20 protein-coding genes are annotated in these 16,150 nt (G+C 54.7%); 11 read left to right on the top strand and 9 right to left on the bottom strand.

Annotated elements, in window-relative coordinates; genetic code table 11:
* Window positions 1-55 precede the first annotated feature (55 nt).
* From AO068_RS24845 to AO068_RS24825, 5 genes are all read left to right on the top strand, one after another.
* A complete protein-coding gene (locus AO068_RS24845; RefSeq protein WP_010197145.1) occupies window positions 56-292 on the top strand; it encodes a hypothetical protein in 237 nt (78 codons plus the stop codon).
* Window positions 293-539: 247 nt separating this feature from the next.
* A complete protein-coding gene (locus AO068_RS24840) occupies window positions 540-881 on the top strand; it encodes a ribonuclease E inhibitor RraB (RefSeq protein WP_058409741.1) in 342 nt (113 codons plus the stop codon).
* A 461-nt stretch (window positions 882-1,342) separates the two neighbouring features.
* Window positions 1,343-2,752, top strand: coding sequence for a circularly permuted type 2 ATP-grasp protein (locus AO068_RS24835; RefSeq protein WP_002552858.1), 1,410 nt, complete (start codon window positions 1,343-1,345; stop codon window positions 2,750-2,752).
* 12 nt (window positions 2,753-2,764) lie between these two features.
* Window positions 2,765-3,724 (top strand): alpha-E domain-containing protein, encoded by a 960-nt coding sequence (locus tag AO068_RS24830; protein ID WP_003378609.1) that lies wholly within the window; start codon window positions 2,765-2,767, stop codon window positions 3,722-3,724.
* On the top strand, window positions 3,721-4,551 hold the full coding sequence (locus AO068_RS24825) for a transglutaminase family protein (protein WP_002552860.1): 831 nt from the start codon (window positions 3,721-3,723) through the stop codon (window positions 4,549-4,551). The genes AO068_RS24830 and AO068_RS24825 overlap by 4 nt, the downstream gene beginning before the upstream one ends.
* A gap of 59 nt (window positions 4,552-4,610) precedes the next feature.
* Here the strand turns inward: AO068_RS24825 and AO068_RS24820 are convergent, their stop codons facing one another.
* Window positions 4,611-4,982, bottom strand: coding sequence for a rhodanese-like domain-containing protein (locus AO068_RS24820; protein ID WP_058409740.1), 372 nt, complete (start codon window positions 4,980-4,982; stop codon window positions 4,611-4,613).
* 609 nt (window positions 4,983-5,591) lie between these two features.
* Here AO068_RS24820 and AO068_RS24815 point away from each other — a divergent pair.
* The gene (locus AO068_RS24815; protein ID WP_058409739.1) at window positions 5,592-6,320 is read left to right on the top strand and encodes an amidotransferase; all 729 of its coding nucleotides are present in this window, start codon (window positions 5,592-5,594) and stop codon (window positions 6,318-6,320) included.
* Between the two features lie 40 nt (window positions 6,321-6,360).
* On the opposite strand, the gene AO068_RS24810 is transcribed toward AO068_RS24815, so the two are convergent.
* The 3 genes from AO068_RS24810 to AO068_RS24800 form a co-directional block, all read right to left on the bottom strand.
* On the bottom strand, window positions 6,361-7,332 hold the full coding sequence (locus tag AO068_RS24810) for a magnesium and cobalt transport protein CorA (RefSeq protein WP_058409738.1): 972 nt from the start codon (window positions 7,330-7,332) through the stop codon (window positions 6,361-6,363).
* Window positions 7,333-7,456: 124 nt separating this feature from the next.
* Window positions 7,457-8,146 carry a crotonase/enoyl-CoA hydratase family protein gene (locus AO068_RS24805; protein ID WP_058409737.1) on the bottom strand — a complete coding sequence of 230 codons (690 nt, stop codon included), beginning with the start codon at window positions 8,144-8,146 and terminating at the stop codon, window positions 7,457-7,459.
* 125 nt (window positions 8,147-8,271) lie between these two features.
* The gene (locus AO068_RS24800; protein ID WP_004664517.1) at window positions 8,272-8,565 is read right to left on the bottom strand and encodes a DUF6388 family protein; all 294 of its coding nucleotides are present in this window, start codon (window positions 8,563-8,565) and stop codon (window positions 8,272-8,274) included.
* Window positions 8,566-8,727: 162 nt separating this feature from the next.
* Here AO068_RS24800 and AO068_RS24795 point away from each other — a divergent pair, with 162 nt between their 5' ends.
* On the top strand, window positions 8,728-9,057 hold the full coding sequence (locus tag AO068_RS24795) for an EthD family reductase (RefSeq protein ID WP_005731513.1): 330 nt from the start codon (window positions 8,728-8,730) through the stop codon (window positions 9,055-9,057).
* Window position 9,058: 1 nt separating this feature from the next.
* Here AO068_RS24795 and AO068_RS24790 read toward each other — a convergent pair whose 3' ends face one another.
* Window positions 9,059-9,478, bottom strand: coding sequence for a DUF4124 domain-containing protein (locus AO068_RS24790; RefSeq protein ID WP_054097379.1), 420 nt, complete (start codon window positions 9,476-9,478; stop codon window positions 9,059-9,061).
* 151 nt (window positions 9,479-9,629) lie between these two features.
* Between AO068_RS24790 and AO068_RS29085 the strand changes: the two genes are divergently transcribed.
* Complete coding sequence (locus tag AO068_RS29085; RefSeq protein ID WP_054072234.1) at window positions 9,630-9,800, top strand: DUF6021 family protein; 171 nt, start codon at window positions 9,630-9,632, stop codon at window positions 9,798-9,800.
* Between the two features lie 52 nt (window positions 9,801-9,852).
* On the opposite strand, the gene AO068_RS24785 is transcribed toward AO068_RS29085, so the two are convergent.
* The 3 genes from AO068_RS24785 to AO068_RS24775 all read right to left on the bottom strand — a co-directional run bounded on the left by AO068_RS24785 (window position 9,853) and on the right by AO068_RS24775 (window position 11,582).
* Window positions 9,853-10,221, bottom strand: coding sequence for a c-type cytochrome (locus tag AO068_RS24785; protein WP_031599503.1), 369 nt, complete (start codon window positions 10,219-10,221; stop codon window positions 9,853-9,855).
* Between the two features lie 66 nt (window positions 10,222-10,287).
* Window positions 10,288-10,818, bottom strand: coding sequence for a hypothetical protein (locus AO068_RS24780; RefSeq protein WP_058409736.1), 531 nt, complete (start codon window positions 10,816-10,818; stop codon window positions 10,288-10,290).
* 260 nt (window positions 10,819-11,078) lie between these two features.
* Window positions 11,079-11,582: a cupin domain-containing protein gene (locus tag AO068_RS24775; RefSeq protein WP_058409735.1), complete on the bottom strand. Its 504-nt coding sequence runs from the start codon at window positions 11,580-11,582 to the stop codon at window positions 11,079-11,081.
* 215 nt (window positions 11,583-11,797) lie between these two features.
* Here AO068_RS24775 and AO068_RS24770 point away from each other — a divergent pair, with 215 nt between their 5' ends.
* The 3 genes from AO068_RS24770 to AO068_RS29885 all read left to right on the top strand — a co-directional run bounded on the left by AO068_RS24770 (window position 11,798) and on the right by AO068_RS29885 (window position 13,433).
* On the top strand, window positions 11,798-12,055 hold the full coding sequence (locus AO068_RS24770; protein ID WP_058409734.1) for a DUF1652 domain-containing protein: 258 nt from the start codon (window positions 11,798-11,800) through the stop codon (window positions 12,053-12,055).
* Between the two features lie 266 nt (window positions 12,056-12,321).
* Window positions 12,322-12,618, top strand: a complete 297-nt coding sequence (locus tag AO068_RS27670) for a DUF7660 family protein (protein ID WP_080395077.1) — start codon at window positions 12,322-12,324, stop codon at window positions 12,616-12,618.
* Window positions 12,619-12,962: 344 nt separating this feature from the next.
* A complete protein-coding gene (locus AO068_RS29885; protein ID WP_122265286.1) occupies window positions 12,963-13,433 on the top strand; it encodes a GIY-YIG nuclease family protein in 471 nt (156 codons plus the stop codon).
* Window positions 13,434-13,649: 216 nt separating this feature from the next.
* On the opposite strand, the gene AO068_RS24765 is transcribed toward AO068_RS29885, so the two are convergent.
* Window positions 13,650-16,127: a hypothetical protein gene (locus AO068_RS24765; protein ID WP_058409733.1), complete on the bottom strand. Its 2,478-nt coding sequence runs from the start codon at window positions 16,125-16,127 to the stop codon at window positions 13,650-13,652.
* Window positions 16,128-16,150: the final 23 nt, after the last annotated feature.

Genomic DNA, 16,150 nt, shown 5'->3' with positions numbered 1-16,150 from the left:
CCAAAAGGTCCTTATCACATAAGCCAGAGTGCCTGGCTTCGTTCTGGAGGCATTGATGAAAAAGTGGGTCATTTCGTATCTGGACAAGGACGGCATGCAGCAGCACCTCGAGGCCGATTTTGAACAGCATCCCAGTGACGAGCAAGTTGCACGTCTCCTGCGCAAGGACCTGTATCCAGTCACCGATGAGCTGGATCTCAATGATCTTGACGGGCGCACCGACGAGCCTACGGTGAAAACGCTCAAAGACCATAACAGTGTGCGGATCATTTCCATTACAGAAGTTGCCTGACCTGCGGTGATTCAAAAAGCTTTTCGTGGCAACCACTTGGCATTCGACCCACGATGGGTCTACTCTGCAGACGAGGCTGTTCAAACGGCCTCTGACATCTCGATACCGACCTGTGCCAAGCCTGGTCTGGTCAGCTACATGCTTGATTCCCCACGCCGGATTATCTGTCGTGCGGCGGCCCCCGATGATCCGGCGGTCGCTCTGGAAGAGTTGAAACTCTATCTATCGTTGCATAGGAGGACGTTTCATGAGCACAGCCTATCAAGAGGACATCAGCAGTAACGTACTGCGCCGCATGAAAGAAGGCGGTTTTGATTTCGCGCGAATCTATCCCATCGAGTTTTACGCCATCTTCCCGGACGAGGAGCGGGCACGGCAGGCCGCAGAGCAATTTCGCGGCGAATCCCTCAATACTCAGGTAAACGTACGTGATGACGGTAACTGGCACTTGCAATTGAGCAAAGTGATGTATGCCACTTATGACGGTATCGGTGATTTCGAGCAGGACTTTCAGATGGTGATTTCACCCATGGGCGGTGAGGTCGAAGGTTGGGGCGTCACTCAGGAGATCAGAAGACTGCACGCTTGATGGCTTTTGATTGTCAGGCAACACATTACCGGCTGATTCGGGATACGTTCTGGATCGGCCGGTTCTGTTTTTGCTTCGCGCTCATAAACAGTGGTCAAAAAAAAGCCACTCAAATGAGTGGCGCAAAGGGAAGTCTGTTTAGAATCCGCACGCGTTCTTCGCCTGCTGGACAAAATAACGGTTAGCGCAAAAACGGAGTTTGGTGCCCTGTTTGCTCGGTTGCTGTGGAGTGTGGCGAACTAATGTTGTTGGCGGAAATCAACTCTGACTATGCTGATCATAGATTTCACGGTTGAATGACGCTTCCGAATGAGGCGCGAAATAATCGGCTTGGGCGTTTAGTGCACAGGAATGGTGCGTAGAACGTCGAGTGTTTACCTAACCTTTTGAAATTAAAGCGTTTATGCCGGTGGCACGGGCTTTGCGATGGTCTTGGTGTCCATGGTGACAAGGAGTACGGCATGATCCGCACCTTTTATGACGAGATGTACGATGCGGGCGGCGTAGTCCGTCCGCACTATCGGGAGTTTGCCCGCTGGCTGGGTGATACGCCTCCCGAGCTTTTGGCTCAACGCAGGCGCGAAGCCGATCTGCTGTTTCATCGCGCCGGTATCACGTTCACGCTCTATGGCGATGAGCAGGGCACCGAGCGGCTTATTCCTTTCGACACCATCCCGCGCAGCATTCCCGCCAGCGAATGGCGTGTTGTCGAGCGTGGCTGTATTCAGCGCGTCAAGGCGCTGAACATGTTTCTGGCGGATCTTTATCACGACCAGCGGATTATCAAGGCCGGAATCATTCCTGCCGAACAGGTGCTGGCCAACGAGCAATATCAGTTGGCGATGCAGGGCCTGAACCTGCACCGCGATTTGTATTCGCACATTTCCGGCGTCGATCTGGTGCGCGACGGTGATGGCACGTATTACGTGCTGGAGGACAACCTGCGAACCCCGAGCGGCGTGAGCTACATGCTCGAAGACCGCAAGATGATGATGCGTTTGTTCCCGGAGCTGTTCTCGGCCCAGCGCATTGCACCGATCGATCACTACCCGAATCTGTTGCTCGACACGCTCAAGAGTTCCAGCCATCTGGACAACCCGAGTGTCGTGGTGCTGACGCCCGGGCGTTTCAACAGCGCCTTTTTCGAGCATGCGTTTCTGGCTCGCGAGATGGGGGTCGAGCTGGTTGAAGGTGCCGATCTGTTTGTTCGCGACGACCGCGTGTTCATGCGTACCACCGACGGTCCCAAGGCTGTCGATGTTATCTACCGTCGGCTTGACGATGCATTCCTTGATCCGCTGGCGTTCAACCCTGATTCCATGCTGGGCGTTCCCGGGCTTCTGGCAGCGTATCGCTCCGGCAATGTGGTTCTGGCCAATGCTATTGGTACCGGCGTTGCCGATGACAAGTCGGTTTATCCGTATGTCACCGACATGATTCGCTTCTATCTGGACGAAGAGCCGATTCTCAAGAACGTGCCGACCTGGCAGTGCCGTAAGCCGGAAGAGCTGTCACATGTGCTGGCCAACCTGGGCGACCTGGTCGTCAAGGAAACCCAGGGCTCTGGTGGCTACGGCATGCTGGTCGGCCCTGCAGCGACCGCCGCCGAGATCGAAGCCTTCCGGGCGCGCCTCAAAGCCAAGCCGCATGCGTACATCGCCCAACCCACCTTGTGCCTGTCGACTTGTCCGACCTTTGTCGAAAATGGCATAGCCCCGCGACATATCGATCTGCGCCCCTTTGTTCTGTCCGGTCGCGAAACCCGCGTCGTACCTGGCGGGCTAACCCGAGTGGCCTTGCGTGAAGGCTCACTGGTGGTCAATTCGTCACAGGGTGGCGGAACCAAAGACACCTGGGTGGTCGAGGATTAAGGATGCCTGCCAATGTTAAGTAGAACTGCCTCTGATCTTTTCTGGATGTCGCGTTACCTGGAGCGAGCGGAGAACCTCGCCCGAATGCTGGACGTGAGCTATTCACTGTCGTTGATGCCGCAGGACGGGCGGGGCGACGGGCTGGATGAAATAGCCATGCCGTTGCTGATTACCGGAACGCTGGAAACCTACATCGAGCGTCATGGTGAACTGCATGCCGAGCGCATGCTGCATTTCTTTGCGCTGGACGCGACCAACCCGGCCAGCATCTATAGCTGCCTGGGTGCCGCAAGGGCCAGCGCGCATGCCGTGCGCGGGCGTATCACTGCCGACATGTGGGAGAACATCAACTCCACCTGGCTGGAAATTCGCGGCATTGCTCAACAGGGCCTGACCCGTTACGGCATGAGTCGCTTTTGCGAGTGGGTCAAGGAGCGTTCGCACCTGTTCCGTGGTGCGACCTACGGCACCATCATGCGTAACGATGCGTTCCGTTTCATTCGTCTGGGAACGTTCATCGAGCGCGCTGACAACACCATGCGCATGCTCGACGCCCGCTATGAGATGCTCGAACTGCGTGGGCCACAGGCCAATGCTGCGGCGGACAACTCGGCTGCCGGGTACTACCAGTGGAGCGCCTTGTTGCGCGCATTGTCTTCGTTCGAGGCTTACACTGAAGTCTATCGGGATGCGCCAGGCGCGCGTCAGGTTGCCGAACTGTTGCTGCTGCGTGCAGACATTCCGCGCTCGTTGCGCGCCTGTCTGGAAGAGATGGACGTCATTCTGGCCAGTCTGCCCGGCGTCAATGGCCGACCTGCGCAGCGCATGGCCGCCGAGATGGATGCAAGATTGCGCTACACCAGTATCGACGAGATTCTGGATGAGGGCCTGCATGAGTGGTTGAACGAATTCATTCCAATGCTGGCCCAACTGGGTGATGCCATCCACACTTCGTACCTGGAGGCTGCATGAGACTTTCCATAAGCCATGAGACCACCTATCACTACGATGATCAGGTGCGTTCAAGTATCCAGTATCTGCGCCTGACGCCTCACGACAGTGAGCGCCAGCAGGTGCTCAGCTGGCAATTGACGTTGCCGCGCCCGGTGCGCGCGCAGATTGATCCTTTCGGCAATATCCTGCATGTCCTGAGCCTGGAAGAGCCGCACGAGGCGATCATCATCGGCGCTCGCGGGCAGGTGGAAATCGACGAAACCCGCGAAGCCGAGCACGAAAGCCAGTCGGCGTTGCCGTTTTTGCGCGTTACCCGGCTGACCGAGCCTGACGAAGCGATTCGCAGTTTCGCGGCCAGGGAGTGTCGCAAGCGCGCTGACCGCAGCGCATTGATCGACTTGATGCAGGCGCTCAACCAGCACATGACCTACACGCAGGGGGCGACCGAAGTCGACACCAGTGCCGCTCAAGCCTTCGCCGGACGCTCGGGAGTCTGTCAGGACCATACCCACGCCTTTCTGGCCTGCGCCCGCAGTCTTGGGGTTCCGGCGCGTTATGTGTCCGGTTATCTGTGCAGCGAAGACAGCGAACATTTGTCCAGTCACGCCTGGGCCGAAGCGTGGATAGACGACGCTTGGTACAGCTTCGATGTCACTAACCAGCTGGCCATTCCCGAACGTCATTTGAAGCTGGCGGTAGGGCTGGACTATCTGGATGCTTGTCCGGTGCGCGGCATGCGCCGTGGTGGCGGGTCTGAACAGATGCACGCCAAGGTCGTGGTTTCACCCATGACCGGTACGCCAAAAGTGAAAACCCGAGTGCAGGTCCAGGCGCAGCATCAGTAGCGCGTATGCACTGATCTGCGCGTCGCTGAAATGGCCGGAATTGAATCTCCGGCCGTTGCTTATTCAGCGGGGTCGTCGGTGGTGCTGTAGAGCGCGTTGTGCAGCTCTTCGTAATTACCGCCATTGATGACGCTGAAATAGCCCGCCGCCCTGAGCTTTTCCTGAGCCTTGTCGGCTTTGCTATCGGTGCTGCTGAAAATGACGAACACCGCATTGCGGTCGTTGAGCACCTGCTTCATCTGATTGACCAGCCGTCGGTCATCGACCCGCACTGCATTCAATACTGTGCCGGCGTCATAGTCGGTCTGGCTGCGTACATCCATCGCCAGTTTGCCTTCCTTGAGCGCAGCCACCGCTGCAGCCTGATCTACCATGCCCGCGTGGGCTGCGAAGCTGCTGAAAAGTGCAAAAACAGCAATCCATTGGCGCATAGGCGCATCTCCTTCAGTCGAGTGGAAAGAGTGGCACAGTTACACACTGACCGAAAGCGTGTCAGATCAGCCGAACAACCTGTTCAGGTTAGGCACGATCAATAACAGCGCAGTGGTAAAGAGGATTAATCCCGCCTGACGTACTTTGGAGTGCTTGAACTTGAACATGGCTGACCGCCTTTTGTTGTTATTCCTGTGCGACAGAAGCAGGTCGATTCTGCAACGTAGAGAGTCGACTGCTGGCAAGGTTGCGCGTTGAACAGGTGGGCCCGGTCATTTGACCGCTGGCCAGTGCGCTGAAAGGATTTTGCGCGCTTCCTGTTACAGATTTAACAATAGAGCCGAGGTGCCCCACGCCTTAGAACGGTTGGGAATTTAAACGTCTACTTATCCAACTTAACGTTATCAATCAACCGCTCGCCAGAGGCACAGGCCTTTGCTAGACGCTTCATTCACATCGCTCAGCTTTGCACCGTTCGTCTGGGCCAGACTTTTCCTACGCGCATTAAACCTCCGACAAGGCGCGGGGGTGCTGCTTGATTTGCCGAAGCCTTCAAGGCAGGCTCTGCCCGTGCGCTATTGCCTCATCATTGCTTCAGGGCCTCTTTTATGTCTTTACGCATCTGTATTCTGGAAACCGACAACCTGCGACCGGAACTGGTCGAGCAATATCAGGGGTACGGGCGGATGTTCGAATTGCTCTTCGCTCGCCAGCCGATTGCTGCAGAATTGACCGTTTACAACGTGGTGCAAGGGGACTATCCACCTGCAGACGAGCAGTTCGATGCTTATCTGGTGACCGGCAGCAAGGCAGACTCATTTGGCACCGACCCGTGGATTCAGACCCTGAAAGCCTACCTGCTGGAGCTGTATCAGCGCGGCGAAAAACTGCTTGGTATCTGCTTCGGTCACCAGTTGCTGGCCTTGCTGCTGGGCGGCAGGACCGAGCGTGCCGTACAGGGTTGGGGCGTCGGTATTCATCACTATCAATTGGCACCCGCCAGACCGTGGATGACGCCAGCAATGGACAAGCTCACGTTGCTGATCAGCCATCAGGATCAGGTGACCGCGCTGCCCGAGAACGCAACGGTGATTGCGTCCAGCGAGTTCTGTCCATTTGCGGCCTACCATATCAATGATCAGGTGCTGTGTTTCCAAGGCCATCCCGAGTTCATTCACGAGTTTTCCCGGACCTTGCTTGATCTTCGTCAGGAAGCGCTGGGCGAGCAGGTTTACCGGCAGGGTGTTGCCAGCCTGGATCACGAGCATCACGGGGCGACGGTGGCAGAATGGATGATGCGCTTTGTGGCGCACAAGCCGGAAAAACAGTCCGTCTGACCCGGCGCATGGCCGTCTGAACGGGAATGCGGTGGCGGTGCTATAGCCAGCCAGAGCGCTTGAAGCTGGCGAACAGCGCCGTACACCCGCCCAGAATGACGCCCAGCACGATGAAGTAGCCGTATTCCCACTTGAGCTCCGGCATGTTCTCGAAGTTCATGCCATAGATGCCGGCAATTGCGGTTGGAAAGGCCAGAATCGCTGCCCAGCCAGCGAACTTGCGCTGCACGATGCTTTGCCGCGAGGACTCCAGCAACAGGCCGATTTCGATTGTCTGGCTGGCGATGTCACACAGGTTGCCCAGGTCTTCCATCTGCCGCTTGACGTGAATTTCCACGTCGCGAAAGTAGGGGCGCATGTTCTTGTCGATGAACGGGAAACTGAGTCTCTGCAGTTCTTCACCCACTTCCACCATCGGCGCTACATAACGGCGCATGCGCAAAAGGTCACGGCGCAGTGCATGAATGTGCTGGATGTCGGACTCGCGCAGTGAGCCGCCGATGACACTTTGCTCCAACAGCTCAAGTTCGGTATGGATGGCTTCGGTCACCGGTTGATAGTTCTCGGTCACGAAGTCCAGAAGGGCGTAAAGCACGAAGTCTTCGCCGTGCTCCAGCAGCAGTGGCCGTGCTTCGCAGCGCTGACGCACCAGCCCGTAGGACTTGGAGTGGCCGTTGCGTGAGGTGATGATGTAGCCCTTGCCCGCGAAGATATGGGTTTCGATGAACAGCAGCTTGCCGTTTTCGCGTACTGGCGCGTAGGTCACGATGAACAGCGCATCGCCAAAGGTTTCCAGCTTCGGACGGCTGTGAACCTCCATGGCATCTTCAAGGGCCAGTTCATGCAGGTTGAACTGCTCTTTCAGGCTGGTCAGTTCCTCGTTGCTGGGCTGCTCCAGGCCGATCCAGACGAAATGATTGGGTTTGGCGGCCCAGGCGGCACCCTCATCAAGGGTAATATCGCGGACCTTCTTGCCTTTGCTGTACACCGCTGCTGCAACAACTCGACCCATGGCGCTATCGCTTCTTCAATATGTCAGTGGCGCAAAAAACATGCGCGGTAGCTGATCAGATTGATCAAATGCGTATGAGTTCGCCGGTAAACAAAAGCCCGCACGCGCGGGCTTAGGTTGGGTATCACAGCATGTGTTGCCGATCCTGCTCGATAGCTGCATCCAGTGTATCGAGCAAGGCCTTTCTGACCTTGAGTTTGGTCTTCTTGTGCGCGCTCATGTTGATCTTCTTCAGCTGTGCGGCGACCGCAAGTGCGGTACTTTGCAGTTCATCGACGCTGACCACCTTGTCCAGGAAGCCGGCGGCCATCGCGCCTTCAGGGTCGAACATTTCGGCGTTGATCACCGAGCGATTAAAGGCTGATTTACGTAACCGGTCACGCGCCAGTTCGATGCCGACGTGGTGCATGGGCATGCCGATCTGTACTTCGTTCAATCCGATACTGAATGGCCCTGCGACACCGATTCGATAATCGGCGGACAGCAGCAAAAAGGCACCCTTGGCAACGGCGTGGCCGGGGCAGGCGACGATGATCGGGAAGGGGTGCGACAGCATTCTGCGCGCCAGGGTGGAACCCTGAGCAACCAGATTGATCGCCGCTTCGGCGCTCGAGGTCATCACCTTGAGGTCGTAGCCGCCCGAGAGAATGCCGGGCTGTCCAGTGACGATCACGATTGCCCGGTCCTGTTCGGCCTGATCCAGCGCAGCATTGAACGCGATGATTACGTCCGGGGAAATGGCATTGACCTTGCCGTTGTTCAGGGTCAGCGTGGCGACACCGTCGTCCAGATGGTACGAGACCAGATCACTCATGACGTGATTCCTTTATTGAAGTGAGCAGACGTTACTCACCCATAAGGAACAGGTAAAGCGCTGACTGATGAGTCACTCGGTAGATCGCCAATCAATGGCCGATTTACCCTCAACGGCGGCTCGGGTCATGGCTGGATATCATTGAAGCCGCAATATTCTTCCCAGTCCATGCCCAGCGCCTCGGCCACCTGGCGGTGTGCTTCAAGGCGCATGCTCTGCAACTGTTCGGGCGACTCGGCAATCAGTTCCAGCGCCAGTTCCCAGGTCTCGATGCCCTGGCTCTCGGCCTCATCTTCAAAAGCCCACTGTAATTGCTGCTTTTGCTCTTTCGGGCTCAACGCGCTGATTTCGTCCTTCAAGGTCGGATGGGTAGCGAGGTATTTCGCCAGCGCGGCCTCGTTCCACTCAAGCGTATTCATGCGGGGTTCCTCAAAACGTTTCGATAGCCCGGCCGCTTTTCACGGCAGCGGGCAAGACGGCGTGATTGTGAGGGAGCACGTCATTGATGTCAGCACCCGGCCGCAATAATCGCTAGAGTGCTCAGACGAATGTATTGATCCTTCACTCAGGAGCCTATCGAGATGATCAAAGTCAGTGTGCTGTATGCGTATGAAGAGGGTGCCCGTTTCGACCACGATTACTATCGCGACAAACACTTGCCGCTGGTGCAAGAGCTGATGGGCAGTTACTGCAAGGGCTACAGCGTCGACAGAGGCATAGGCGGAGCAACGCCGGGCTCGGAGCCTCGGTATATCGGCATGTGCCACATCTATTGCGATTCCATTGAAGACTTTGAAGCCGGCATGGGGCCGCATTCAAAGCAGATCAATGCCGACATCACCAACTACACCGACCTGATCCCGGAGATACAGATCAGCGAAGTGCGTGCCGATGTGAAAACCGCGCCATAGCTTATCGAGCGGCGTCCTGGCGAGCCGCTTGTTTTTTTGAAGACATCCCACCCGACGGATCAAAACACTGGCTGTCGTAACGTGGGCTCTGGCACTGCGAAGGGATGTTCGGCGGTGGCGGGCGGTTTCGTTGATACGCCTTGTAGCGTTCCGTCTCGTAAACCGTCACGTGGGTGCGGCCGCTGATCTTCAGGTATTCAGTGGCCTTGAGATTGGTCTGGTGAACATAATCGAGAGGCTCACCCTCGCGCCGCATGTTCGGCGGGCCCTGGCGCTGCAGCGCGCTCTGTGCAGCGTTGTCACAGGGGATAGATGCATAGCTCACCTGTCCCTGCGCTGATGTGCATTTGAAGATCTCACCGTATGCCGTGCCTGCGCCCAGCAGCGCTGCCACTGCCAGCGTGATTGAAAGCCTTTTCATGGTTCTCTCCTTGCATGGCGCAAGGCTACCATTTGCCTCTGAACGCCGCCATATCCTCTTGCTGCAAGGCCCCGTTCGTCAGACATATCGCACGGCTATGTTGATCCGCTTTCTGACTATCAGGTTCTGAATTTAACCAGTGGAGGCGCATATGACCGGCACCAAGCCAGGCAGCAGCAACGAAGACAAGAATGATCCGGGTTTTGACGAAGAGTCACCGAAAACCCAGGACCCGCAAATCGATCCGATCGGGCCCGCCAAGACTCCAGCCACTGACAAGGGCAGCAAGGATGATTACCCGCCGTACACCCCGGACAAGTAACTGAGCGACTGCCCTCGGTAAACACCGAGGGCGGTTTATTTACCTGTCCGTATTATTTGTTTGCGTCCAGGTATTCGAGCAGGTCTTCCATTCGCTCATCGTTGCCCATCCACCACAGTTTCATCCGCGTGCCAGGCACGACTTCGCCTGGGTCCTTGATATACGTGCGCAACTCTTCACGCGTCCAGACCAGCCCCGAGTTTTTCATTGCGTCGGTATAGACGTAGCCTTCCTGTTGCCCTGCCTGACGGCCAATAATGCCGTTGAGGGGTGGGCCAAATGCGTTGCGTGCAGAAGGGCCGATCTTGTGACAGCCGGAGCAGAGGCGGGTAAAGACTGCTTTTCCGGCCTCTGCATCACCTGCGCCGTAAGCCAGCGGTTGCAGTGCCAGCGCCACTATGAATAAGGCAGTTTTTCTCATCGATATCCCACAGCACGTGCGGCCGTCTGGTCAAAAGCGACGAATGTTAGCGCAATTATCGGAGGTTCACTTGCTGGCAGGTATCTGGCTCGACAACTCGTCGAAGTCGCGCTTGTAACTCGCCATCTCTGCGGCACTGACGAAGCTCTGTTCAAGGACCACTTTCTTCGCTCCGGACTCGATGGTGTCCAGTTGATGAAGGAAGCGCTTCTTCTTTCTGGCCTCCATCCGTGTGCCAGCCTCATCGATAGCCGTGCGTAGCTCATTTGCTCGCTGGTTTACAAAATCCTGGCCTCGACGATCAACGGTAAGCCCGTCGTTTTCGACATAGCCCTCCAGCCCGGTTTTCTTCAACACCAGCCAAAGCGCCTGATCCGGCGTGAACGTACCCTTGAATTTCTTGACCTTTCTGCTGCTGTCAGCGCCCAGGTCGACGGTAACCGGGCAGCCGGATCTATGCGCCAGTTGTTGCAGCGCCTCATCCAGGCGTTGTGAAGGCATGTCATAGGAAACGGGTGCCATCTGGCATGCAGCGAAGGCCGGAGCCGCCGTCAGACACGCAACGGTGAGGACCAGTTTTTTCAGGGTGTATTTCATGTGGGAGGTTTTCTTCCGGGAAGTAGGGCTTGGAAACCATTTTCTGCATGATGTTCCCTATCTGCCCGACGCCTGTGAAAGCAGTCGTGTTCCTGATGTCTCTGGGCGCATGTGGGGTGCCATGTGCTCAAATCGCAGACAAAGAAAAGCCCGCGATGGGGGGTAGCGGGCTTAAGGTCTTGCTGGGAATTGAGTTAACAATAAACCCGCGAACGTGAAAAAAGCGTGAACTGCCGGATACAATTTATGAACAATTGAAATCAGGGCTCGCCTTCCCAGTAATCGAGGTTTTCAGTGGTCCGCTGGTTGGCGGTAAACACCCGGGTTCCCTGCACTGAAACCATCGCCTGATACTTCCCCGAGTCCGGGTATTCACAGACCTCCGGCGTTTCCCGGGTGCTGATCGACAGGTACTTCAGCGGCGCCTGCGAGGTGTTGATTATCTGATGAGGGTATTCGGAGCCCGCCGGGATAAACACGATGTCACCCGTCCGGATCGGCAGCATCTCGCCTGCGACACGCAAACTGCCTTCGCCCTCGACGATCACGAACATCTCTTCCTGCACATGATGAAAATGATAAGGGCAGGAGCGCTTGCCCGGCGCGACGACATCAATAGAGGCACCGAGCTTTTGTGCCGCCGTGCCTGTGCCCAGGCGGGCTGCCGAGCTTTCATAGAGAGGTTCACGAACCTCATGTTGGAGTGGGGCCTCATTGAAATTGCGAATCAGACGAGACGCCAGTTCACGTGCGCGTTCATTCATGTCAGTCGAGGCTCGGGGAGTTCAGAAGAGGATACTTTAGACCAGACGGCGTGATGCGTTGCAGGCAGTTACCTTGATCAGGAAAAAACGGTCTTGGGCAGTCGCCACAAAAAGCCCGCCGCGCCGTGTGCAGCAGTTGCGCAGGTCGGAAACCTATTCACCTGAAACTCGTCTACTCTTTACATCACGATCCAGCCCTTTGCAGAGGACGCACCATGTTTTCAAAAACCGATATTCAACGCGTTCTTGAAACGGCCTTTCTGCCGTCAAAGTGCGAGTGCGTCGTCGCGCTGGATGAAACCTTTTCAGTGAAGCTTCTCCACCCCGAGTCAGGTGATATCCAGCTGTATGTAAAGGGGCTGTCCTTGTCCGAGGTAGAGAGCAGCCGATCCATCGCGCGGCTGGTGCTTTCGCTGAGAGAACAGAGAGATCTGATGGGGCTGATGGATTTGTCCATGAGGCGCATGGCTTAGGGTCTGGGCTCGGATTTTGATTGTGGTTATTTGATTGCATTCACAACGTCCTCAGCACAGTCACTTGCGCCCGGGCCTCGCCTTCAATGAATCGCTTCATGACCGCCCCTGCTTCGATCTCGACGATGAAAAGGTTAGACGATTACTGGCCCTTTCTCACAGCCTAGCCCCAAAGAGGGCGTAAGATCGCCCCTCATCGCGTGGCATAGCAGCATAGTGAGAATTTACTCCCTCGCTATCATCTATCACGCGCCTCCAAGGCAAACATGTCCATAAATCTTGATGAGCTACTGAAAACCGTAGACGACGAACAATCATTCATCGGCTTCATTGAAGCTCTAGGTATGGATTTTGCCGAGGAGCGTTTGCTGCGGGAGACCTCTCCGCCGTCTCCCTATGGACCGGGGGCGCTGGGGTGGGAAAACGGCTCTATTAATACCTTTCTTGATGCTGCCGCAGCGTGGGGGACTGCCAGCTCACGCAGTTCCCCTCTGAGTCCAAATAGACCAAATGTATGGCAACGCTGTGCGGCAATTTTGCTGGCCGGTAAATTTTATGAATGAGCCCAGCTATTGCTGTTCGAAGGACCACGACCGAACGAAGGCTGGCGGTAGTGAAAAGTCCACTATCGACTCATACTGTTTTAAACCGCAGGTCTTGAACTGCTCGGCGGTGTTTTCACACAGCCTGGGACGATTGCTGCCTCCCGCGAAGGGCTGCAATCGGCCAAGAACGGACTTTTTGGGCTACCCCTCGCTCCGGTAGACACCTGCATGAGACGCTTCGACCTCAGTAGACCTATTCCTGCCGTGCGGCGTAACTCACTTGCAATAGACACGCTCAGTGCGAATCGAGTAGTGTCTCAGACGAATTAGCTTAATCGTTATGCACAATTTGATTCCGGAAAATGAGTGAAGAGACTAGAAATTGGTATATCTATATTTTGAAGCTTGAACTGAACTCATGGTACGTTGGCACAGCTAAGGGGTTGAGATCAAGGCTGCGAAGCCATGGTAAGAAAAGTCCTTATTCTACATTAAAGAAAAAGGGCGTTTTCAAATATATGGAGAGCGGCCTCACGGGAAAGAGAAAAGCAACTCATTTACATGCGGCTTTTCGATCAGTTGGCGATTGTTTCTGGGTTACAGAGATTGAAAATACTATCACCGTAGCCTTGGGGCAAAAGTATGGTTTCGATAAAGTTAGGGGTGGTTCCATAATTCATTCTTGGAATTGCGAGCTAAGTGACATCGAGGTGGAAGATCTAATTCGACGATTTAGCTGCAGTGATATTAGGTTTAAATACAAGCTAAACGAAATAAATTTAACTCAAGAAAAGCCATTTGTCTTCCCGCTTACTCGGCGAAAGAATACGTAGCAAGGCATTCAAGCACGCTCGCTGGGAGGCGCTTTCAGCTCGCCAGCCCAGCCCCAGTGAAACTGTCCGCTTTTGGCCGATAGCGGTCTCGTCTGGGACGCAGAAAACGACCAAAGCCCGGAAATAGCGCTGAGCGGAGGCTGACTGTCCCCGCCCTAAGTTATGGCAGAAAGGAGGTATAATCGCACGCTGTCTATTATAGGGTTGGCCTAATAATCACCTGCCTCGCCTGCTATCAGGTGGCAATCCTCGTGCAAGATGCCTCGCAACCGTTTGGAAGGTTTCTTCCTGACTTTTTAGCAATGCAGCGAAGTCAAAATAGTTTACCGTGAAGTTCCCGGCATGCCATTGGCCTTCAAGGTAGTCCTTAAAAGCCGCTGTCTTCTTGTACCTGTCGGATATAGCAAAAGAGGCTGCAAATTTTGAAACCTCTTCCCGGGTAGCCTCATCAAAAATCGGAGTGTCGGTGGACATGGCGTCAAGGAAAGCGAACGAACCTGCCCAATACCTGATGTGATAGATCCCGATGGATGTAGCCCTAAAATAGAAATCTTCAGGGTCTTCGCTGTCCTGGACGTGAATTTCTCTGTAGTGACCATGCGGTGTTTCAATGAGTCTGCGCTTCGCCAGTCCTTTCAGCGACTTCGCGATTTGATCGCTGACGAAACCTTGAGTTGCGACTTCAGCACCGATTATCCTCCCGCTTACGAAGCCGTCATTGTCAGCCACCCCTTGGCTCGAAGCTAGATAGGCGACAATCAGCGATGCTAGAAAGTGCTCACGGGGGTCTGCCATGCTCTGAATATCAAAAAGGTTGCAGGCGACAAAAGACGACTGTGCGTTGAAATATGCGTATTCACCCAGCAAAGCGTGTTTGGTGAACTCGTGCAACGGTATTCGATAGTTTCCTCGTTCTTCCTCAATGTTGACGATCTTCTGCGAGTCGACGTTAGGGCTCCCAAAAAAGCCAGTGATCAACTCAATCACCGAGCGGGTATTGCCACCAGTGATGTTGCTGAGAAATGTTTTGATCTGATCGTTTGCCCGTATCGAGCGGAGCGTCGCGTTTAAGAAGGCCACAACGCTTGTGAGGTGCACCCTGATGTCAGTCAAGGTCGCCGGAGCAACGCTGCCTTCCGCGACACGGCCAGCAAATATCAGACGTTTCTGCACTACCTCATCAGCAGGGGGCGGAGAGATCGTCAACACTTTGTTTTGATACCCGGACAGCGCACCCGTCGTCTTCGAGAGAAAGAATGTGCTCGGACGTAAGGCCACAAAAACAAGCAGATTGCGCGTCGAAGCGAATTCCTGCGCGATTAAGAAGGTTTCCTGCTGTACTTCGAACGACCGCTGATCAGCATTGTCGAGGACTAAAATTATCTGTTTTCCTCGCCCTCTTGATAAGTGACCTAACGATGCTCGCAGGTGCATATCCGTTTTCTTGGTCAAGTCGATTAAAAAACTGGCGCGTTCATCGTCATATTTGGCGCGATTGGTTTCCTTAAATCGACCAGGCGTTGTTTTATCGAAATCGAGCAAGTCACGATGATAAATGGACTCAACAAAAGAGGCTTCGTAGATATCTAATGCGTAACTTTCTTTCAGGGCGCGCGGTATTTCTGATAATAAAAAGTCTTTGACTGAAGTGCTGAGTGTCGCCTTGTTCCCTAGATTGAGGTTCAGAAAATACGTCTGAGCCCGTTCTGATATGCTCAGGCTTTCGTAAAGGTTTTCAAAAAATGAGGTTTTGCCGACCCCAACATCACCGATGATCACAATCGGTCTTGATCCAGCCGCGGCTACTGATGGGTCGCTAAATTGCAAATTGCCCCCATCCACCACCGCTATTTCGTCAAAGGCGGAAGGCGCCACCCCGACTTCTCCAGCACGCCGGTAACGGGCCTGGATAACCTTCCTGCTCAGCAGCAGGTGGCGGTTATTCGCTTCCAGCTTGATGTAGCATTCCTTGTAAAAGTCTGTCTTGAGCTCTGGGTTGTCCTCGATCTCTTCCAGCAAGAGCGACGATAAGGATCGCAAGTTTTCCTGAAACTGGTTTCGGTACCTGTATTTGAGTGGTTCAGGTATTACCGTCGATGCTTTTGGCGGGATGCGGGGATGACGATGATGGTCCAATTCACGATAGGCTCGATTTTCGGAAATGCCTTCTGGAGACATCAGTTTCCAGAGCATCGCAAAATTCGCTACATAGGAATCGAAGCCGTTGAAGATGTAGCACTCGCCATCCAAAGGTTGGTAACCAGGGGATATCGCTTGAAAGATAGCCAACTGCGGCCCATTGCAGACGATTGCGATGGAAGCACCACTGATCGCACAGTAGGGAATTACTTGTTTGACAGCGGCTTCGAATATTTTTGAAGAAAGAATCAAGGAGGGCATCTTGCGTAGCAGATTACCGCCAATCGAAGGGAAATCGAAATAAGCCGATTCGCGTTTAGCCTCTAGTATGGCTTTCGCTGGTTTTCCAAAAATGTAGTCTGCACGACCGCCCAGCTCGTCAGTCTTCTCTACGGTCACGTTGGGGTGTGCCCATCCGAGGCACTCGAAGATCAACCTATCTATGAACTGAAATCTGTTCTGTGCTTCGTTCCAGTGAGGGCTGTCAGCTGGGAGCTCCGCAAGGATTCGTTTTAGGTTCTCCAACCCTTCAGACATTTCGATAAGCGCCTGCATCAAGCCTCCATGCTGTGGGTACT

It is taken from the genome of Pseudomonas sp. ICMP 3272, from assembly GCF_001466905.1.
Taxonomy (GTDB): domain Bacteria; phylum Pseudomonadota; class Gammaproteobacteria; order Pseudomonadales; family Pseudomonadaceae; genus Aquipseudomonas; species Aquipseudomonas amygdali.
This window is presented reverse-complemented; position numbering and strand designations above follow the sequence as displayed.